The organism is Kitasatospora sp. NPDC097605 (assembly GCF_040302725.1).
In the GTDB taxonomy this organism is placed as follows: domain Bacteria; phylum Actinomycetota; class Actinomycetes; order Streptomycetales; family Streptomycetaceae; genus Kitasatospora.
Map to the genome: position 1 here is coordinate 179,391 of NZ_JBEOSF010000012.1, position 19,607 is coordinate 198,997.

The following is a 19,607-nucleotide window of genomic DNA, read 5'->3' on the forward strand; positions in this document are numbered from 1 at the left end:
CCTGATCGCTCGGCCGTCAGGGGGGAGCCAACGGTATGACCGAATTCCGGACAGTCTTCCGGGACGCGGTGCGCGGGACGCTGCGGTGGGCCGGGGCCCGGCCGGGCGCGCTGCGGGCGCGCTGGCGCGGCTGGTCGCGGTGGCGGAAGACCCTGGTGGTGCTGGGTGCGGCGATCGCCGTGGTGGCCGTGCCGATCGGCTCGGCGGCGCTCGCGCTGCGCCTGCAGTACGTGGGCGACCCCTCCCCCGAGGCCCGCACCCGGGGCCGGGACGCGGTCTGGCTGGGACACGCCTGGGTCGACGGCCGGAAGGGTGACGCCGACATCGCCGAGCTCGCCCGGCGACTGGCCGGAACCGGCATCCGCGACCTGTACGTGCACACCGGCCCGCTGGAGCACGACGGCTCGCTGCCGCCCTCCGTGCACCCGCGCGCCCGCTGGTTCACCGAGGCCGCGCACCGCGCGCTGCCCGGGATCCGGGTGCAGAGCTGGCTCGGCGACGAGGTGAAGCCGGAGAAGGACGCCCTCGACCTGGAGGACGCCGCCACCCGGCAGCGGGTCACCGCCTCCGCCGGGCAGGTGCTGGACCAGGGCTTCGACGGCGTGCACTTCGACATGGAGCCGATCCGCCCCGGGTCCAAGGGCTGGCTGGCCCTGCTCGACGCGGTCCGCCCGGTCACCGCCGGGCGCGGCGCCGTGCTGTCGGTGGCCGCCCCGCAGATCGACCCGCTGCCCTACCAGCACAACGTCGGCATCGCGCTCACCGGCCACGGCAAGTGGTGGGACCAGGCGTACTTCGCGGCCACCGCCCGCCGGGTCGACCAGATCGCGGTGATGACCTACGACTCCAGCATGCCGACCGAGGGGTTCTACGGCGGCTACAACGCCTACCAGACCGAACTCGCCCTGGAGGCCACCCCGGAGGACGTCGACCTGCTGATGGGTCTGCCGTTCTACTGGGAGGACAAGTGGGGCCACTGGGGCGGCGCCGAGACGGTGACCGCCGGGATCCGGGGCATCCGGCTGGGCCTGGGGCGGTACGACCTGCACCGGCGGAACTTCGGCGTCGGGCTGTACGTGGACTTCGCCGCCACCGAGCAGAACTGGGCCGACTACCGGCGCGACTGGGTGCGATAGGGGCTTGGGCTATCCGGCCATCCGGTGGGCGAGCGCGGCCAGGAAGCGGTGGACGGCGGCGCCCTCGCCCGTCACGTAGTGCGAGACGCCCCGGTACAGCGGGTGGTACACCTCTCCGCGCTCGGTGACGGTGAGCGCGCAGCCGTCGCCGGCCGCGGACAGCACGAAGGTCCAGGTGCCGCCGTAGGGCAGGTCGGGGTCGGCGATGCCGGTCACCAGGCGGTGCGGGGCCTCGCTCTCCACCACCTCGTAGACGGTGTGCCCGTGCCGGCCGTCCTCGCGCCAGCGCGGGCGGCCGGCGGCGGTGGCGGGCAGCCGCTCGACGTGCGCCACGTCCGGGCGCCAGGCCGGGAAGAGCTCGACGTCGGTCAGCACCTCCCAGACAGCGCCGGGCGACTGCGCCAGCTCCAGGCCGCCGCCGCTGACGTGCTCCACCGGCAGCCGCCGTCCGGCCGCCCACACCGTCGCCAGCGCCCCGGCGGCACCCGCCGCCAGCACCGCCGCCGCGGCACCCGCCCATCGCCATCCGCTCATCCGCCGGCTCCTCGCACCCTGCCGCCCGGCCCGGTTCCCGCAGCCTGCTGTTCCCATCATCGCGCCGCCGCCGTGCTGCGGCGCGGGCGGGCGACCGGCGGACGCCGGACGGCCCGGATAACCGGTGGATCGTGGCCGTCCCCTCCCCCAGACTGTCCCGGTGGCCCGGCGGAACGGGGCTTCAAAGCCCGTAGGCTGGGCAGGTAGGGAACCATGGAGCGAGGCGTTCCATGGGTGACGAGAGGTTCGACCGTCGGCATCCGGCCCGCCGGCGCCCGGGCAGTTCAGGCCGGGCGGGGCGGCGGTGGCCGACCGGAGGGAGACGCTGGGTGATCGAGCTGGAAGATGTTCCCGAGTTGATCGACCCGGTGATGGTCTGCGCCTTCGAGGGGTGGAACGACGCGGGCGACGCCGCCTCCGCGGCTCTGGCGCATCTGGACGAGACCTGGGGCGGCAAGGTGTTCGCCGCGCTCGACGCGGAGGACTACTACGACTTCCAGGTCAACCGGCCGACCGTGTGGCTGGACGGCGGCGTGCGCCGGATCACCTGGCCGACCACCCGGCTCTCGGTGATCCGGGTGACCGAGCCGAAGACCCGGGACGTCGTGCTGGTGCGCGGCATCGAGCCGAGCATGCGCTGGCGCTCCTTCTGCAACGAGCTGCTCGGCTTCGCGCACGAGCTGGGCGTCGAGCTGGTGGTGATCCTGGGCGCGCTGCTCGGCGACACCCCGCACAGCCGTCCGGTGCCGGTCAGCGGCGTCACCTCCGACCCCGAGCTGGCCCGCCGGCTGGACCTGGAGGAGAGCCGTTACGAGGGACCGACCGGGATCGTCGGGGTGCTGCAGGAGGCCTGCACGCACGCCGGGGTGCCGGCGGTGACGCTGTGGGCGGCGGTGCCGCACTACGTCGCGCAGCCGCCGAACCCGAAGGCCACCCTGGCGCTGATCAACAAGCTGGAGGACCTGCTGGACCTGCGCATCCCGCCGGGCGAGCTCGGCGAGGACGCCCGGGCCTGGCAGCTGGGCGTGGACCAGCTGGCCGCCGAGGACAGCGAGGTCGCCGAGTACGTCCAGCAGCTGGAGGAGGCGCAGGACACCGCCGAGCTGCCGGAGGCCTCGGGCGACGCGATCGCCCGCGAGTTCGAGCGCTACCTGCGGCGCCGGGAGAACGTCGGGCCGACCGGGGAGAAGCCGGTCGCCGGGCACGCCACCGCGGAGCGGCCCGCCGATCCGGAGCCGCCGTCCGCCCGGGAGAGCCAGGACGGCGCCGAGGACGACTGAGCCGCCGCGGCACCCGTGGAACGGCGCGAAGGGGCGCCGGGACCGTTCGGTCCCGGCGCCCCTTCGGTGTGTGTGCCGCTGTGCCGCTAGAGGGCCACGCCGAGCAGCGCGTCCACGGTGCGGGTGACCAGGCCGGGGGCTCCGATGTCGGTGCCGCCCTCGGCCTGCTGCGCGGCGGCCCAGCGGTCCACCGCGGCCAGCGCGGCGGGCGCGTCCAGGTCCTCGGCGAGCGCCGCGCGGACCTCGGCGAGCAGCTGCTCGGCGGCCGGCCCGTCCGGCCGGGAGACCGCGGCACGCCAGCGGGCGAGCCGCTCGACGGCCTCGTCCAGGGTGGCCTTGGTCCACTCCCAGTCCTCGCGGTAGTGGTGCGAGAGCAGGGCGAGGCGGATCGCGGCCGGGTCGACGCCCTCGCGGCGCAGCGCCGAGACGAAGACCAGGTTGCCGCGGGACTTGGACATCTTGTGGCCGTCCAGGCCGACCATGCCGGCGTGCACGTACGCCCTGGCGTACGGGTGGTCGCCGGTGGCCACCTGGGCGTGCGAGGCGCCCATCTCGTGGTGCGGGAAGGAGAGGTCGCTGCCGCCGCCCTGGATGTCGAAGGACATGCCGAGGAACTGCAGCGCGATGGCGACGCACTCGATGTGCCAGCCGGGGCGGCCGTGGCCGAGCTCGGTGTCCCAGGCGGGCTCGCCGGGGCGGGCGGCCAGCCAGAGCAGGGCGTCCAGCGGGTGGCGCTTGCCGGGGCGGTCCGGGTCGCCGCCGCGCTCGGCGAAGACCGGGCGCATGGCGTCCCGGGCGAGGCCGGAGACCTCGCCGAAGCGCGGGTCGGACTCGACCGAGAAGTAGATGTCGCCGTCCAGCTCGTAGGCGGCCCCGCTCGCCAGCAGCTTCTGGACCAGCGGGACGATCCACGGGATGGACTCGACGGCGCCGATGTAGTGGGCCGGCGGGAGCAGCCGCAGCGCGGTCATGTCCTCGCGGAAGAGCGCGGTCTCGCGCTCGGCGAGGGCCACCCAGTCCTGGCCGGTCTCGACCGCGCGCTGCAGCAGCGGGTCGTCGACGTCGGTGACGTTCTGCACGTAGAGGACGTCGTGGCCGGCGTCCTTCCACACCCGCTGCACCAGGTCGAAGGCGTTGTAGGTGGCGGCGTGGCCCATGTGGGTCGCGTCGTAGGGGGTGATGCCGCAGACGTAGATCCGGGCGGTGCCGTCCTGCGGCACGACCTCCCGGACGCCGCCCGTCGCGGTGTCGTGGATTCGAAGGGGGAGCCCCTGACCAGGCAGGGCGGGAACCTCGGAGGCGGGCCAGGCATGCATGGCATTGACTTTAACCGTGCGAACATTTGAAAGCCTAACCAGTCGGCAAGATCGACTGGATTCGCTTCCTTTCGTGGCCCGAGCGGTTCCGGATCGATGGCGTCCGGCGCTTGACAGCACCGGACGGCCCTCACCGCATGGCGTCGCCGCTCCGCCCCGCGCACGGCCTCGCGGGGCGGAGCGGGCGGACGGGACGCCCGGCCGGCCCTGCCGCCGACCGGACGTCCGTGACCCTCCGGTCAGCGGCCGGAGCCGCTACAACCGCCGCCAGAGGGCCGGCACGTTCGGCGGCTCCCACCCGGTGATGGCCGTGTGCCCCTGGAGGCACTGGTAGGAGGCGCCGCCGTAGGTGACGCGGTCACCCGCGTTGTAGAAGGTGCCGGCGGCCCAGGTGCCGCCCGGGGGCGGCGTGGTCGGACCGGTCGGGGTCGGACCGGTGGGGGTCGGGGTCGGGGTCTGCGCCACGTTGAGCACGAAGTCGTACGTGCCCTCCTTGGCCGAGCCGACCTGCCGGACGTTCATCAGCAGCCGCGCGTCGTAGATGGTGTCGGTGGCGTTGCGCGGCTCGTTCGGGAAGTACAGCTGGGTGGTGACCACCGGCCGGTTGGGCGCCTGGAGCTTGACGTGGATGTGCCGGGTACGGCCCGGGTAGAGGCCGGGCACGATCGTGGTCAGGCTGAACGCGCCCTGGGCGTTGGTGAACTGGTGGCCACGGAAGGTGAAGCCGACGTTGTCGTAGTTGCCGTTCACGTCCGCCTGCCAGAAGTCCATCAGGACGTTGGCCAGCGGCAGGCAGGCGCGGCCGAAGACGTAGCCGCTGACGGTGAGCCGGGTGCCCGGGGTGCTGTCGGTGATGAGCGAGGTGCGCAGCGGGGAGTTGGGCTTGAAGTAGGGGCCCTCGGTCTGCTCGATGGTCGGGGCGTCGCCGTCGTGGCACTCGGGGGTGAACTCCGGCATCTCGCCGGTGCCGACCCGGTCGCGGGCCAGCGCGACGCCTCCGCCGACCAGCAGCGGCGCGGTGCCGAGCACGGCGGCGGCCCGGAGGACGGTCTTGCGGCTGATCCGGCGGTCGGTCGGACCGTCCGTCCCGGTGAGAGGCTCTTCGGACGCGGGCATGCGCCGACTCCTTCGGTGTGAGTGTGGGGGATCTGGTGGTGCTGTCCGGGGGGCGGCCCTTGCCATGGTGGGGGCATGACAAGGACCGGGCCGGCGGGCCGCCCGCTCGCGCCGGGCGGCCCGCCGGTGGCCAGCAGTCAACCTACGGGCCGTCCGGAGCCGCCGCGATGGACGTGATCCGGGGATCGTGGTGATTTCCTCCGACCCGCGTCCGGAACTCCCCCGGCGTCATCCCGGTCTCCCGGCGGAAGAACCGGCAGAAGTACGCCGGATCGCCGAAGCCCGCCTCCCTGGCCACCTGTCGTACCGTCAGTTCGGTGCAGGCCAGCAGGCGTTTGGCCTCCAGCGTCTGCTGCTGGCGGATCAGCCGGCCCGGGGTGCGGCCGGTCGCCTGCTTGACCATCGCCTGCAGATGGCCGGAGGAGACGCCCAGCTCGTGCGCGCAGGAGGCGACCGAGCGCTGCAGCCCGCCCGGGCCGGCGATCAGCCGGGTGAAGGCGGCCGCGAGGTCCGGGGTGCGGCCCGGCTGCCCGCCCGCGCCGCCGGGCGAACAGGCCCGCAGGGCGCGCACCACGAGGATGTGCAGGCTGGCCCGCAGCACGCCCGGGTAGCCGGCCGGTCGGGCCCGGTACTCGGCCTCCATGTCCGCCAGCAGCCCGGCGATCGGCCCGGCCTGCTCGCCGAGGCGCACCGCCGGGCGGGAGGCCAGGGTGCGCAGCGCGGCGAGGTCCTGGGGGTGGGACAGCAGGAAGTCCTCGTTGAACAGCACGACCTGTCCGGTGAGGTCGTCCGCGTCCACCCAGTAGTGCACCTGCCCGGGGGCGATCACGCACAACTGCGGGGGCTGCACCGGCCGCTGGACCAGGTCCAGGACGTGGGCGCCGCGCCCGCCGGTGACGTAGACGATCTCGTAGAAGGAGTGCCGGTGGGGGAAGCCGGCCCGGGACAGCGGGCCGATCGCGTCGAAGCTGCCGATCGCGAACGGGAGCAGATGCGGCAGCGGTACCTGGAGGCGGTGCAGCGGCAGGTCCAGGTGGGGGGTGGTCCGTTGCTCGTCCATCGTCGCAGTGTGCTGCCCGGGAGCGCACCGGTCCAGACCATTACCGGCTGACCGGGTCGATGGACCGTCGGGGAAAGGGGCCCGCCCGCCTGCGAACCGTCGGTCCGGCCGACGGGCCACCAGCTAAATGGGGGGCCAGGGGATGGAGGGCCAGTCCTCGGAGGGCAGGGGGTGGGCGCCGGTGGCGCGCAGCTCGGCCACCCGGGCGCGGGCGGCGTCCAGTTCGGCGGCGGTCAGGTGGGGGGCCAGCCGCTCCCCCAGCGCGCCGTCCAGCTGCTCGGCCAGCCGGGCCAGCACCGCGGACGCCTCGGCGGGCAGCGGCCGGCCGGCCCAGCCCCAGAGCAGGGTGCGCAGCTTGCCCTCGGTGTTGAAGGTGACGCCGTGGTCGATGCCGTAGAGCCGGCCATCGGCGGCCGGGATCAGGTGGCCGCCCTTGCGGTCGGCGTTGTTGAGGACGGCGTCCAGCACCGCGAGCCGGCGCAGCCGCGGGTCGTCGGGGTGGACCAGCAGCGCGGTGCGCCCGTCGCCGACCTCGGCCCGGACGATCGGCAGCCAGCCGTCCTCGGGGCCGCTCGGGTCCTGAAGGGCGAGCAGCGGGGCGGCGTCCGGGTCGGGCTCCACCCAGAGCTGCACCATGCCGGGGCCGTGCGGGCCCTCGCGCAGCACGGTGGGCGGGACGAGGCCCCAGCCGGTGGCGGCGGACAGCTCGTACGCGGCGACCTCGCGGCCGGCCAGGGTGCCGTCCGGGAAGTCCCAGAGCGGGCGCTCGCCGGCCACCGGCTTGTAGACGGCCTGGGCCGCGCGGCCGTCGTCCGCGGTGACGGTGCAGTAGAGGGCGGCGTTGGAGGCGTCGGTGAGCCGGCCGTGCACGGTCAGCGCGCCCTCGCGCAGCAGCCGCAGCGCACCGGGCGGGTCGGCGGCGAGGGCGGCGGCCTCGGCGGGGTCGGACCGCGGCGGCTCCGGCGGGTCGGCGGGCCGCGCGGCCGGCGCGTTCAGCGCCGGTACCCGTTCGCGCGCGGGCACAGGTGGCCCTCCGGGTCGAGCGGCAGGTTGCAGAACGGACAGGGCGTGCGGCCGGCGGCGACGAGGTCCAGCGCCCGCTTGGCGAACACCCGGGCCATCGCGCCGGAGAGCCGCACCCGGAGCATGTCGGGGCCGTTCTCGTCGTCCTCGAAGACGGCGGCGCCCTCCTCCTCGCCCTCCTCTTCCTCGACCAGCGCCTGGGCCTCGACCACCAGGCAGCCGTCCACGCTGTCCCAGGCGAGCGCCATCGTGCCGACCCGGAACTCCTGCTCCAGCGGCAGGTCCAGCGGCGCGGTGTCCAGCAGGTCCTGCGGGGCGGCGGCCGGGATGGTGGCCGAGCCGCCGCTGCGGCGCAGCGCCTCGTCGAGGACCTCGTCGATCCGCTCGGCGAGCGCGGCGACCTGGGTCTTCTCCAGCAGCACGCTGGTGATCCGCCCACGGGCGCTGGCCTGCAGGTAGAACGCCCGGGCGCCGGGCTGGCCGACGGTGCCGGCCACGAACCGTTCGGGCTGGTCGTAGAAGAAGACCTGACGGGTCACGCTCTCGCTCCGGGTCGTATCGATCGTCGTGGACGTCCGCGGACGCCGCTGGGCTCGGTCGGGGGTCGGGGCTGGGTGGTCCGGGGTGCCCGGGCCGGCGGCGCGGGGACCCATTGGTCACCCTACGACCTCCGGGGCCGCACCGGGGAGCCGAGGCCCCGGTGGGGCCGGGCGGGGGCGGGGCTGCGCGGGGGCGGGGCGGACGGCTCAGGCCGTGCCGGTGGAGCCGCCGACCACCGCGTCCCCGCTCGGGCCGCCCCGGCCGTCGGGGCCGGCGGGCCGCGGGGCGAGGGAGGCGAGGTCGCCGGTGTCGCCCATCCGCAGCACGAAGGGCCGGCGCGCGGTGTAGCGGATCGCGGTGACCGAGCACGGGTCGACGTTGATCCGCTGGAAGTGGTCCAGGTGCAGGCCGAGCGCGTCGGCCACCACCGCCTTGATCACGTCGCCGTGCGAGCAGGCGATCCAGACCGCGTCCTCGCCGTGCTCGGCGGCGATCTTCTCGTTCCACTCGCGGACCGCGCCCACCGTGCGGTGGCTCAGCTCGCGCAGCGACTCGCCGCCGGGGAAGGCGGCCGCCGCCGCGTGGTCCTGGACGGTGCGCCACAGCGGCTCCTCGGCCAGCTCGGCCAGCGGCCGGCCGGTCCACTCGCCGTAGTGGCACTCGCCGAGCCGCTCGTCCAGCGCCGGACCGGCCAGCTCGGGGCGGGCGGCGAGCAGCGGCTCCAGGGTCTGCCGGCAGCGCTCCAGCGGGCTGCTGACCGCCTGGACCAGCCGGACCGGGGCGAGCCGGTCGGCGAGCGCGGCGGCCTGCGCGCGTCCGGCGTCGTCGAGTTCCACCCCGGGCGTCCAACCGGCCAGGATTCCGGCGGTGTTCGCGGTGGAGCGGCCGTGGCGGACGAGCAGCAGGGTGGGCATGGGGCCTACCCTACGGCCTCCCGGGCCCCGGGGGCCCGTCTCCTGGATCCTCGCCCCGGCCCGGGCTGGTCCCCAAGGGGCGTCCCGGAGGCGACAATGGCCCGCATGATCGTCCATTGCGCCATCTACCGCGACGGCCGACCGGTCGCGACGCCCGCGGACCCGGCCGGCAGCCTCGCCGCCGCGCGGAAGGCGGGCCCGGGCGGCTTCGTCTGGATAGGCCTGTTCGAGCCCACCGCCGAGGAACTCGACCGGGTCGGCGGCGAGTTCGGCCTGCACCCGCTGGCCGTCGAGGCGGCGGTCGCCGCCCGCCAGCGCCCCAAGGTGGAGACCTACCGGGACTCGCTGTTCGTCGCGCTGAAGACGCTCGGCTACCACCCCGGCGGGCACGCGGTGACCAGCGGCGAGGTGATGCTCTTCGTCGGCGCGGACTTCGTGATGACCGTCCGGCACGGCGCCGACAGCCCGCTCGGGGACCTGCGGTCCCAGCTGGAGCAGCAGCCCGAGGTGCTCAAGTACGGCCCGAGCGCCGTGCTGCACTCGGTCTGCGACACGGTGGTGGACGGCTACCTGGACGTGGTCGTCGGCATCCAGGCGGACCTGGACGAGCTGGAGTCGGACGTGTTCGCGCCGGGCCGGGTGGGGCGCGACATCGCCGGCCGGATCTACGGCTACAAGCGGCAGCTGGTGACCGTCCGCCGGGCCACCGGTCCGCTGGTCGACGCGATGCTGCGGCTGGAGCGCGGCGGCGTGCCGTACGTCCGGGCCGAGGCGGTGCCCTACCTGCGCGACGTCTCCGACCACCTGGCCCGCACCAACGACCAGGTGGAGGGCATGGACCGGCTGCTGTCGGACATCCTCGCCGCCAATCTGGCGCAGGTCAGCGTGCAGCAGAACAACGACATGCGGAAGATCTCCGCCTGGGCGGCGCTGGCCGCCGTGCCGACGATGATCGCCGGCGTGTACGGGATGAACTTCGAGCACATGCCCGAGCTGCGCCAGCCGTGGGGCTACCCGGCGGCGGTCTCGCTGATGGTGGTGGTCTGCGTGGTGCTGCACCGGGTGTTCAAGCGGCACGACTGGCTCTGAGGCGGTCCCGCCCCGTGCGGCACCACGGGGCGGGACGGCGGCCGTCAGGCGAGGCCGGCGCGCTCCAGCGCCTCGACGCCGGTGCGCAGCGCGGTGATCCGCTCGTCGAGCGTGAAGCCGGCCGGGGCCAGGGTGAGCGTGGTGACGCCCGCGTCGGCGTAGGCCTGCATCCGGTCGGCGATCCGGGCGGTGTCGCCGATCAGCGAGGTGGCGTCGATGAGGTCGTGCGGGACGGCGGCGGCCGCGCCCGCGTAGTCCTTGGCCAGGTAACGCTCCTGGACCTCGTCGGCGGCCTGCTCGTAGCCCATCCGGCGGGCGAGCTGGTTGTAGAAGTTCTTCTCCTTGCTGCCCATGCCGCCGATGTAGAGCGCGGTGTAGGCGCGCTGGGAGTCGACGCCGGCCCTGATGTCCTCGCCGACCGCGATGGCCACGGTCGGGCAGACGTCGAAGCCGTCGAACTCCCGGCCCGGCTCGGCGCCGGCCTTGGCGCGGCCGGCCTTCAGCGGGTCCAGCGAGAGCGCGGCGTGCGCGGGGTCGAAGAAGATGCCGAGCCAGCCGTCGGCGATCTCGCCGGTCTGCTCCAGGTTCTTCGGGCCGATCGCGGCGATGTACAGCGGGATGCGCTCGCGCACCGGGTGCACGGTGAGCTTGATCGGCTTGCCGGGGCCGCCGGGCAGCGGCAGCGTCCAGTGGGCGCCCTCGTGGACCAGCCGCTCGCGGGACATCGCCTTGCGGATGATCTCCACGTACTCGCGGGTGCGGGCCAGCGGCTTGTCGAACTTCACGCCGTACCAGCCCTCGGAGACCTGCGGGCCGGAGACGCCGAGGCCGAGCCGGAAGCGGCCGCCGGAGAGGGTGTCCAGGGTGGCGGCGGTCATCGCGGTCATCGCCGGGGTGCGGGCCGGGATCTGGAAGATCGCCGAGCCGACGTCGATCCGCTCGGTCCTCGCGGCGACGTAGGAGAGCACCGTGGCCGCGTCCGAGCCGTACGCCTCGGCGGCCCAGCAGACCGCGTAGCCGAGCCGGTCGGCCTCCTGGGCGACGGCGATGTTGTCGGCGTCCATGCCGAGTCCCCAGTAGCCGAGGTTGATGCCGAGTCGCATGGGCACTGCCTTCCAGTCGGGTTGCTCGGGAGCGCGACGACGCGTCCGGCCGACATGCTACTGGCCAGTAGGCGTGGCGCGGGTCACATTCCGGCCGCCGGTCGCCGCGGTCCCGTCCGGTGTGCCCGGCGGTGATCGTCCTGCGGGTCTGCACACCTGCCCGGGCACCGGCCGCTACGCTCAGCCGACGTGGGGCGCCGCGTCCCACCTGCGAGTTTGTCCCCGTCGGGCGCGCCGCCCCGCAGCGCCCCGCCACCGCACCTTCGGCCAGTGAGAGGGCCCGCCCGATGGAAAAGCGTCACCTCGGCCGCACCGGGCTGCAGGTCTCCCGGCTCGGCCTCGGCACCATGACCTGGGGCCGCGACACCGACGAGCAGGAGGCCGCCGAACAGCTCAAGGAGTTCGTCGACGCCGGCGGCAACCTCGTCGACACCGCCAACGTCTACGCCGACGGCGACGCCGAGTACCTGCTCTCCCGTCTGACCGACAGCCTCGTCCCCCGCTCCGAGCTGGTCATCGCCACCAAGGCGGGCAGCGTGCCGGCCTCCGGCCGCCGCTTCGACGGCTCGCGCGGCCACCTGCTCGCCGCGCTCGACGCCTCGCTGCGCCGGCTCGGCACCGACTACGTCGACTTCTGGCAGGTGCACGCCTTCGACCCGGCCACCCCGGTCGAGGAGACCCTGTCCGCCCTGGACATCGCCGTCTCCTCCGGCCGCGCCCGCTACGTCGGGGTCTGCGACTTCAGCGGCTGGCAGCTCGCCAAGGCCGCCACCTGGCAGCACGCCCACCACGGCCGGGTGCCGCTGGCCGGGGCGCAGCTGGAGTACTCGCTGCTCCAGCGCGGCATCGAGCGCGAGGCCCTGCCGGCCGCCCGGGACGCCGGGGTGGGCCTGCTGGCCGGCTCCCCGCTCGGGCGCGGGGTGCTCACCGGCAAGTACCGGCACGGGCTGCCGCAGGACTCGCGCGGCGCCTCGCCCTACCTGTCCGGGTTCGTCCAGCCCTACCTCGGCGGACGCGCCCGGCGGATCGTGGACGCCGTCGCCACCGCCGCCGACGGGCTCGCCAGCAGCCCGCTGGCGGTCGCGCTCGCCTGGGTGCGGGACCGCCCGGGGGTGACCAGCGCGCTGGTCGGGGCGCGGACCGCCGGGCAGTTGCAGGCGGCGCTGTCGGTGGAGGCGCTTACGCTTCCGGAGGAGATCCGCGGTGCGCTCGACGACATCTCGGCGCCGGTCCACCGCTACCCCGACCAGGGGTGGAGCGAGCTGTAGCGGCCGTTCGACCCCGTGACCCGAGCCTGCCCGAACCGACCGACCGCCGGACGACCGGCCGCCCCGTGCGGCCCCGGACCGGCCCGACCCGGCCGACCGCCCGCACCAGGGGCGGGCGGCGCCCAGCATGTGGAGTTGAGCTTTTGTGGAGCGGACGATGACTGACGCGGAGAACGGCGCTCCGGAGGAGGCCTCGGCGGGCTCGGGCGTCGTTCCGGGGCAGGCCTCGCCTGAGCCGGACGCGGCGACGTCGGACGCGGAGCTTTCGGCCGGCCCGGCGGACCGGGCGGCGGCGGTCGCGGCCCTGGCGGAGCAGGTGCGGTCGGTCGGCCGCTCCGCCGACGGCGCCGAGGGCCCGGCGGCCGAGCCCGCCGCGGCCGGGACCGGCGGCCCGGTGACCGACGAGCAGCGGGCGCAGGCGCTCAAGGCCACCGCCGAGGTGCTGACCTCGGGCGGCGCCCCGGCCCAGCTGGCCACCGCCGCCGTGGCCGTGTTCGGCGACGGCGCGGCCGAGCAGCTCCGCGCGGACCCGTGGGCCGTGCTCGCCCTGCCGGGCGTGCGCCCGGAGCACGCCGACGGCTTCGCCCGCGGCCTGCTCGGCCCGGCCGCCGGCCCCGGCGACCAGCGGCGCGCCCAGGCCCTGGTCGGCTGGCTGCTGGAGCAGGCGACCCTGCGCGGGCACTCGGCCCTGGAGATCGGCGAGGTGGCCGCCGGGCTGGAGCGCCTCGGCGTGCCGGACTCCGCCGCCGCCATCCAGGCCGCCGTGGTCGACGGCCGGGCGATGCCGTTCCAGGAGGAGCTCACCGGCGCCGAGGCACACGCGGCCGGCGGGGACGAGGAGGACGAGCCGCCGACCCGGACCCTGCTCGCCCTGGAGCGGCTGGCGCTGGCCGAGGAGAGCCTGGCCGACGGCCTGGTCCGCCTGATGTCCACCTTCGTCCCCGGCGAGGACCCGGCGGAGGACGGCGACGCCGAGGCCGAGGCCGACACCGAGGCCGACACCGAGGGAGACGCCGACGGTGCCCCGGAGGCCGCCGAGGAGGCGCCCGCCGCCCCCGGCCCGGCCGCCTGGGAGGCCGCCGCGGCCGCCGCCCCGTCCTCCTCCGCGACCGCCCTGGTCCGGGCCGCCGCCGAGAGCGCGCTGGTACTGCACACCGGCGGCGAGGCCGCCCGCGCCGAACCGGCCGCCCTGCTGGCCGCCGCGACCGGCCTCGGCCTGCGGGCCTGGGCCGTCACCTGGACCGACCACGGCCGGGACGCCTTCGCCGCGCTCGCCCCGCTCGCCGATGCCCCCGCACCGGCGCCGGTCGCCACGCTGGCCGAGCTGCTCGCCGGCGCCGCCGGCCCCGGCCGGGACGCCGACGGCACGCTCGCGCTCGACCTGCTGATCGTGCTGGACGCCCCGCTGCTGGACGTCGAGCTGGCCGCCACCCTGCTGGAGTCGCTGGCGGACGGCACCCGCCTGGTGCTCAGCGGCGACCCCGGCCAGCTCTGGTCGGCCGGGCCCGGCCGGTTCTTCGCCGACCTGCTGGCCGCCAAGGCCTGCCCGGCCGTCGCCTCCCGCACCCCCGACTTCGGGCCGATCGGCGAGCTGGTCTCCGGCATCGGCATCGGCGAGCTCCAGCCGGTCGAGGCGCCCGACAAGGAGGTGGTCATCCTGACCGCCAAGGACGCCGCCGAGGCCGTCCACCGGGCCGTCCAGCTGCTGACCGACTCCATTCCGCGCGCCCTCGGCATCCCGTCCGAGCAGGTCGTGCTGCTCACCCCCGGGCACGGCGGCGGGGCCGGCACCCGCGCGCTGAACGCCGCCGCCAAGGCCCGGCTCAACCCGGGCCCGGGCCGGTTCGGCGGCTTCGACCCGGGCGACCGGGTCGCCGACTCGCCCGCGCCCGGCCACACCCGGCTGGCCCGGGTGCTCGACGGCGACGCGGCCGGCCTGCACCTGGAGTACCCGGACGGCTCGCGCCGCACCGTCCCGCCCGCCGAGGCCGGCAAGCTGCGGCACGGCTGGGCGCTGACCGTCCACCAGGCGGTCGGCCGCCACTGGCCGGGCGCGGTGGTGGTGCTCCCGGACGACGCGGCCGCGGCGCTCACCCGGCAGTGGGTCTACACGGCGTTCGGCCGCGGCGAGCGCCACCTCTCGGTGGTCCACGCCGCCGGCCCGGCGCTCGCCCAGGCCGTCGCCGAGCGCCCGGCGGCGCCCCGCACCACCCGGCTGCGCGCGATCCTCGCGGAGAACGCGGCCGAGTCCTACTGACCTCCGCCGACCTCCGCGCGCCGCGCGCCCGGAACGACCGCAGGGCCCCCTCGGAGTGCGAGGGGGCCCCTGCGGCTTCTCGGGTGCGTGACCGGGGCCCGGCGGGAGGGTGGGCGGCGCTCCCCGCCCGGGACCGGACCGCCGGGCCCGTCGACCGGTGCGAGGAACGTCCGAAATCATGCCCCTGAAGCACCCGTTCCGCCCCGCGCGCCGGGGCGCGGGGCTCGGGCAGCGAGGGTCGATCGAGGGTCAGTCGTCGAGGTCCTCGTCGTCGTAGACCTCGCTCACGTCGAAGCGGCAGATCAGCAGCTGCGGATCCGCGTGCTCGAACGGCTCCGGCAGCCACTCGCCCGGCTCGCTCGGCTCGGCGGCCGCCACCCAGAGCGTGGAGTCGGCCTCCTCCAGCCCGAACTCCTCGCTGCGGGCCGCGATCTCGTCCGGCTCGAACTCTCCGAACAGCACGCCGATCGCGGCGTTCACCCCGCCGCCGTCCGAGCCGCCGCCGGGGGTCAGCGAGTCGTCCAGCCGCTCGGCCTGGGCGCGCAGCCGCTTCGGGTCGACGACGTGGTAGTCGCGGCGGATCAGCACACTGATCGCCTCGGGCTGCTCCGGGCCGTGGTACCCGCCCGGGCCCTCGTCGCCGGGGACCTCGAAGGGGGTGACCTCGTCGTAGACCTCGTAGAGGAGTTGGTCGTACGCGATGGCCGCCGTCGCGAGCTGCTCGTAGGCGGTGGACACAGCGGAATCGTCCGCTGCGCTGTGGCTTGACACCGCTTCCAGATGACGGTCGATGGCGGCCTTGACCGCCTCGGCGGCGGCGCGTACCTCGGCAATGGTGGGCTGCGCGGCATCAGACATGGAGCAGACGCTATCTCCCCTCGGTGCCGGTACGCACAGCGGTTGTCACCTACACCCGCGATTTCACCGCAACTTCCCCCCCGATGTCCGTTCCGCGTGGTTCTGTCCCCCGGGGCGCCGCCCGGCGGCGCGCGCCCGGCGCCCGAGCGGACCGTTCACGCGGGCCGTCCGGGTGCCGCTTCGCGCGGCGCGCCGGGGGTATGCCGTCCCCAGGAGCAACGGAACTGATGCGCTGTCAGTGCGGTGCGGGCCGGGGCGGTCGAAAAATCCCCGGCCCGCTGTCGGAGGCAGGCCGTAGGCTTGCTCGCAGGCGTCCCACAGGAGGAGCGTTTTGACCCCACCGAAGCCGGTCCGGCAGCCGGAGTACGAGTACCAGTCGCTGCGCATGCCGCGCGGGACGTCCCGCAACGCGGCACGCCAACTGCTCACCGATCACGCCGAGTACGGGCACTGGGAACTGGACAGGCTCCGCCTCTTCCCGGACGGCAGCCGCACGGTGCTGCTGCGCCGGCGGATCATCCGGCAGGTCCGGAGCTGGTGACGGCGGACGCGCGGCGGGCAGGCCCGCCGCGCGTCCGGTACGTCCGGTGGGGCCGAGGCGCCCCGCGTGCTCAGCGGGCGCCGGCGCGGGCGCGGCGGTAGAGCACCCCACCGCCGAGCAGCAGGGCCAGGCCGGCCCCGCCGAGCAGCTCGGTGCCGCCGGCACCGGTGGCGGCCAGCTGGTGATCGGCCTCCACGGCCGGGGCGGCGGTACGGGCCGCGGCGGGACGCGCCTGCGCCGGGGCCGCCGACGGCGCAGCCTCGGTCGGGCCGCCCGCCCGGGGGGTGCCTTCGACGGCGCTCTCGGAGGCCGGCGGCACGGCGGGCGGCGGCGCGTTGTGCGGGTCGTGCTCCTCCGGGCAGTCCTCCTCCGGCACGGCGGGCGTGCTGGGCGCGGGCGCGGCGGCGTTGACGCAGGTGTTGCCGTACGCCGGGTTGAGGGCGCCGACCACGTCGATGGAGTTGCCACAGGCGTTGACCGGGATGTGCACCGGGGCCTGGACGCTGTTGCCGGAGATCACGCCGGGTGAACCGGTGGCCGTGCCGGAGGCTGCCGCCCCCGCCACCCCCGAGGCCGCACCCGCGGCACTCGAGGCCGAACCGGCCGCACCCGAACCGGCCGCGCCGGAGCCGGCGGCACCCGAACCCGGCAGTGCGCCGCCGTTCTGGCTACCGCCCGGGTGGGCACCGCCCGGCTGCCCGCCACCGTTCTGGGCACCGCCGGTGTGGCCGCCGTTCTGGGCGCCGCCCGCGTGCGCGCCGCCGCCGGGACGCCCCGAGCTGTTGGCGCAGGTGTTGCCGAAGGCCGGGTTCAGCAAGCCGATCACGTCGATCGTGTTGCCGCAGGCGTTGATCGGCACTTCGACCGGCACCTGCACCGAGTTGCCGGAAGCGACGCCCGGCGAGCCTGCCGTGACACCCTCCGCGCCGGCGCCCGCGTAGGCGTAGCCGGCGGTCGAGGCCAGCACACTGCCGGTGGCCACGGCTGTGAGGAGCCCCTTCTTGGCTGCGTTCCTCATATTTTCCCCTGACATTTTGAGACGACGTGACGACCCTCCGAAAGTCGGAATTTCCGAATGGGTGGAGAGGTCCTCGGCTGCATGGGAGAGAACGAAGGAACCCTTGGGGAGGTTGGCCGGCACGACCCTCATTCACCCTTTCGAGGGATATTACGGAGTGACCATGGGGCGGGCCCGGAAAACAAGCGCCCCCGGCACGGCGCGCACGCCGCCCGGGGGCCCGGCTCAACGACCGGAATGGGCTCAGACGTTGAGGCAGGTGTTGCCGAACGTCGGGTTCAGCAGGCCGACCACGCTGATGGTGTTGCCGCACGCGTTGACCGGGATGTGCACCGGAACCTGGATCTGGTTGCCGGACAGCACGCCCGGGGAACCGGCGGCCACACCCTCGGCCCCGCTGTGGGCGGAGGCGACACCCGAAACGGCGAGCACCAGGCCACCGGCGGCGGCGGTCACGGCGGCGATCTTCTTGACCTTCATCATTCCTCCTGTATGAACACCCGGATATCGGTCCCGGGTCGTCACAGGGAGGAACGACGTTGCGGCGAACGGGGTACGGAACAGCCGTCCGCTTCACCCAGACCGGTGATACGACGAACAGGAAATCGATCTGTCAGAACGGCGATGGCCCGCTCCCGGATCCTCCGGAAGCGGGCCGCCACCCGGTGCCCAGCAGGGCGCAGCAGGGCTCAGCAGGCGTCGATGAACCGGTCCAGCACCCGCACGCCGAACTTCAGGCCGTCCACCGGCACCCTCTCGTCCACGCCGTGGAACATCCCGGCGAAGTCCAGGTCCGGCGGCAGCTGCAGCGGGGCGAAGCCGAAGCAGCGGATCCCGAGGTCCTGGAACGACTTGGCGTCCGTCCCGCCGGAGAGGCAGTACGGCACCGCACGGGCGATCGGGTCCTCGGCGCGCAGCGCGGTCTGCATCGCCTCCACCAGGGCGCCGTCGAAGCCGGTCTCGATCGCCTTGTCCGAGTGCAGGCTCTCGCGCTTGACCCGCGGGCCGAGCACGCTGTCCAGCTCGGCCAGGAACTCCTCCTCGTAGCCGGGCAGGAAGCGGCCGTCCACGTGCGCGGTGGCCTGGCCGGGGATCACGTTGACCTTGTAGCCGGCGCCGAGCATGGTCGGCTGGGCGGTGTTGCGCAGCGTGGTGCCGATCATCTTGGCGATGCCGCCGAGCACCCGCAGCGTCTCGTCCATGTTCTCCGGGTCGAGTTCGACGCCGAGCGCGTCCGACAGCTCGTCCAGGAAGGCCCGCACGGTCTTGGTGATCCGCAGCGGGAACTGGTGCCGCCCGAGGCGGGCGACCGCCTCGCACAGCTCGGTGATGGCGTTGTCGTCGTTCTCCATCGACCCGTGCCCGGCCCGGCCCTCGACCGTGAGCCGCATCCAGTGCATGCCCTTCTCGGCCGTCTCCACCAGGTAGAGCCGGGTGCGGTCGTTGACCGTGAAGGAGAAGCCGCCGACCTCGCCGATCGCCTCGGTCACGCCCTCGAAGAGGCCCGGGTGCTTGTCCACCAGGTACCGGGCGCCGTAGGTGCCGCCCGCCTCCTCGTCGGCCAGGAAGGCCAGCACCAGGTCGCGCGGGGGCTTGCGGCCGGTGCGCAGCCGGTCACGGACCACCGCGAGGGTCATCGCGTCCATGTCCTTCATGTCCACCGCGCCGCGTCCCCAGACGCAGCCGTCCGCGATCTCGCCGGCGAACGGGTCGTACGTCCAGTCCGCGGCGTTGGCCGGCACGACGTCGGTGTGGCCGTGGATCAGCAGGCCCGGACGCGAGCGGTCCTCGCCCTCGATCCGGACCACGGTGGACGCCCGTCCCTTGGCCGACTCGATGATCTGCGGTTCGAGGCCGAACTCGGCGAGTTGCTCGGCGACGTACTCGGCGGCCTTCCGCTCCCCCGGGCCGGAGCCGTCGCCGTAGTTGCTGGTGTCGATCCGGATCAGATCGCGGCAGAGGTCGGCGACCTCGGATTCACCCGTCACCTTCGGCGCCGCCGCCCGCTCCGCCGACTCGCTCCGCTCGCTCACGGTCACTCCTCGTCTCTGGCCCGCACCGGCACCCCAGTGCCACTCCCGGGACCTGCACCCGGGTCGCACGAGCACGTCCGCCCATCCTCTCCCAGCCCCCGACCGGGATCCACCCCCGTGAAACGGGCCGACACGGCGCCGCAACCTGCGGTCCCCCGTCCGGAGCCGTTTTGGGACCGGCAGCGGATCACTGCTACAGTTACATCTGTCAGCGCGGCCGACGAACAGAAGGAAGCCGTGAGGACAACACCCCGTCCGGGTGGCGGAATGGCAGACGCGCTAGCTTGAGGTGCTAGTGCCCTTTATCGGGCGTGGGGGTTCAAGTCCCCCCTCGGACACCGCTGAGCGGGCCAGGAGAAATCCTGGCCCGCTTTTCGTTTTCGGGCTTCTCGGGCTCCCGTCCCGCTCCGCCCGGTCTGTTTCCCAACCGCGCACCATTTGTACGCCATTGGTCCCTGTTCGCTCGCCGTGACCTGAGGTTTACTTTGTCGGCGCCGCCCCGCCGAGGGGTGGCGCCGACG

18 protein-coding genes and 1 tRNA gene are annotated in these 19,607 nt (G+C 74.7%); 7 read left to right on the forward strand and 12 right to left on the reverse strand.

Annotation, left to right across the window (positions count from 1 at the left end; translation table 11 throughout):
- Positions 1-35: 35 nt before the first annotated feature.
- On the forward strand, positions 36-1,136 hold the full coding sequence (locus tag ABTX81_RS16515; protein WP_350545489.1) for a glycoside hydrolase family 18 protein: 1,101 nt from the start codon (positions 36-38) through the stop codon (positions 1,134-1,136).
- A gap of 9 nt (positions 1,137-1,145) precedes the next feature.
- On the opposite strand, the gene ABTX81_RS16520 is transcribed toward ABTX81_RS16515, so the two are convergent.
- Positions 1,146-1,670: an SRPBCC family protein gene (locus tag ABTX81_RS16520; RefSeq protein WP_350545494.1), complete on the reverse strand. Its 525-nt coding sequence runs from the start codon at positions 1,668-1,670 to the stop codon at positions 1,146-1,148.
- A 329-nt stretch (positions 1,671-1,999) separates the two neighbouring features.
- Between ABTX81_RS16520 and ABTX81_RS16525 the strand changes: the two genes are divergently transcribed.
- Entirely contained in the window at positions 2,000-2,950 is a 951-nt protein-coding gene (locus ABTX81_RS16525) for a PAC2 family protein (protein ID WP_350545497.1), read from the forward strand.
- An 86-nt stretch (positions 2,951-3,036) separates the two neighbouring features.
- Here the strand turns inward: ABTX81_RS16525 and mshC are convergent, their stop codons facing one another.
- The 6 genes from mshC to ABTX81_RS16555 all read right to left on the reverse strand — a co-directional run bounded on the left by mshC (position 3,037) and on the right by ABTX81_RS16555 (position 8,919).
- Positions 3,037-4,266: a cysteine--1-D-myo-inosityl 2-amino-2-deoxy-alpha-D-glucopyranoside ligase gene (gene mshC, locus ABTX81_RS16530; protein ID WP_350545500.1), complete on the reverse strand. Its 1,230-nt coding sequence runs from the start codon at positions 4,264-4,266 to the stop codon at positions 3,037-3,039.
- Between the two features lie 255 nt (positions 4,267-4,521).
- On the reverse strand, positions 4,522-5,382 hold the full coding sequence (locus ABTX81_RS16535; protein ID WP_350545504.1) for a dioxygenase family protein: 861 nt from the start codon (positions 5,380-5,382) through the stop codon (positions 4,522-4,524).
- Between the two features lie 142 nt (positions 5,383-5,524).
- A complete protein-coding gene (locus ABTX81_RS16540) occupies positions 5,525-6,442 on the reverse strand; it encodes a helix-turn-helix domain-containing protein (protein ID WP_350545509.1) in 918 nt (305 codons plus the stop codon).
- Between the two features lie 123 nt (positions 6,443-6,565).
- A complete protein-coding gene (locus ABTX81_RS16545; protein ID WP_350545615.1) occupies positions 6,566-7,342 on the reverse strand; it encodes an SCO1664 family protein in 777 nt (258 codons plus the stop codon).
- A 92-nt stretch (positions 7,343-7,434) separates the two neighbouring features.
- A complete protein-coding gene (locus ABTX81_RS16550; RefSeq protein WP_350545512.1) occupies positions 7,435-8,004 on the reverse strand; it encodes a DUF3090 domain-containing protein in 570 nt (189 codons plus the stop codon).
- 207 nt (positions 8,005-8,211) lie between these two features.
- Positions 8,212-8,919 carry an MSMEG_4193 family putative phosphomutase gene (locus ABTX81_RS16555; protein WP_350545516.1) on the reverse strand — a complete coding sequence of 236 codons (708 nt, stop codon included), beginning with the start codon at positions 8,917-8,919 and terminating at the stop codon, positions 8,212-8,214.
- Between the two features lie 96 nt (positions 8,920-9,015).
- On the opposite strand from ABTX81_RS16555, the gene ABTX81_RS16560 reads away from it, so the two are divergent.
- Complete coding sequence (locus ABTX81_RS16560) at positions 9,016-10,008, forward strand: magnesium and cobalt transport protein CorA (RefSeq protein WP_350545519.1); 993 nt, start codon at positions 9,016-9,018, stop codon at positions 10,006-10,008.
- Between the two features lie 44 nt (positions 10,009-10,052).
- Here the strand turns inward: ABTX81_RS16560 and ABTX81_RS16565 are convergent, their stop codons facing one another.
- Positions 10,053-11,111 carry an LLM class F420-dependent oxidoreductase gene (locus tag ABTX81_RS16565; RefSeq protein ID WP_350545521.1) on the reverse strand — a complete coding sequence of 353 codons (1,059 nt, stop codon included), beginning with the start codon at positions 11,109-11,111 and terminating at the stop codon, positions 10,053-10,055.
- Between the two features lie 287 nt (positions 11,112-11,398).
- On the opposite strand from ABTX81_RS16565, the gene ABTX81_RS16570 reads away from it, so the two are divergent.
- Together ABTX81_RS16570 and ABTX81_RS16575 are read left to right on the forward strand one after the other, a co-directional pair.
- Positions 11,399-12,379, forward strand: coding sequence for an aldo/keto reductase (locus ABTX81_RS16570; RefSeq protein ID WP_350545524.1), 981 nt, complete (start codon positions 11,399-11,401; stop codon positions 12,377-12,379).
- Positions 12,380-12,536: 157 nt separating this feature from the next.
- Positions 12,537-14,636, forward strand: coding sequence for an ATP-binding domain-containing protein (locus ABTX81_RS16575; protein WP_350545527.1), 2,100 nt, complete (start codon positions 12,537-12,539; stop codon positions 14,634-14,636).
- 249 nt (positions 14,637-14,885) lie between these two features.
- On the opposite strand, the gene ABTX81_RS16580 is transcribed toward ABTX81_RS16575, so the two are convergent.
- On the reverse strand, positions 14,886-15,494 hold the full coding sequence (locus ABTX81_RS16580) for a hypothetical protein (protein WP_344344439.1): 609 nt from the start codon (positions 15,492-15,494) through the stop codon (positions 14,886-14,888).
- A 331-nt stretch (positions 15,495-15,825) separates the two neighbouring features.
- Between ABTX81_RS16580 and ABTX81_RS16585 the strand changes: the two genes are divergently transcribed.
- Positions 15,826-16,035: a DUF5703 family protein gene (locus ABTX81_RS16585; protein WP_037846781.1), complete on the forward strand. Its 210-nt coding sequence runs from the start codon at positions 15,826-15,828 to the stop codon at positions 16,033-16,035.
- Between the two features lie 70 nt (positions 16,036-16,105).
- Here the strand turns inward: ABTX81_RS16585 and ABTX81_RS16590 are convergent, their stop codons facing one another.
- From ABTX81_RS16590 to ABTX81_RS16600, 3 genes are all read right to left on the reverse strand, one after another.
- Positions 16,106-17,053 carry a chaplin gene (locus ABTX81_RS16590; RefSeq protein ID WP_350545532.1) on the reverse strand — a complete coding sequence of 316 codons (948 nt, stop codon included), beginning with the start codon at positions 17,051-17,053 and terminating at the stop codon, positions 16,106-16,108.
- Positions 17,054-17,296: 243 nt separating this feature from the next.
- Positions 17,297-17,533 (reverse strand): chaplin, encoded by a 237-nt coding sequence (locus ABTX81_RS16595; RefSeq protein WP_350545535.1) that lies wholly within the window; start codon positions 17,531-17,533, stop codon positions 17,297-17,299.
- A gap of 209 nt (positions 17,534-17,742) precedes the next feature.
- On the reverse strand, positions 17,743-19,086 hold the full coding sequence (locus tag ABTX81_RS16600) for a M20/M25/M40 family metallo-hydrolase (protein WP_350545538.1): 1,344 nt from the start codon (positions 19,084-19,086) through the stop codon (positions 17,743-17,745).
- Positions 19,087-19,339: 253 nt separating this feature from the next.
- On the opposite strand from ABTX81_RS16600, the gene ABTX81_RS16605 reads away from it, so the two are divergent.
- A tRNA-Leu gene (locus tag ABTX81_RS16605) sits at positions 19,340-19,424 on the forward strand.
- The last annotated feature ends 183 nt before the right edge of the window (positions 19,425-19,607 follow it).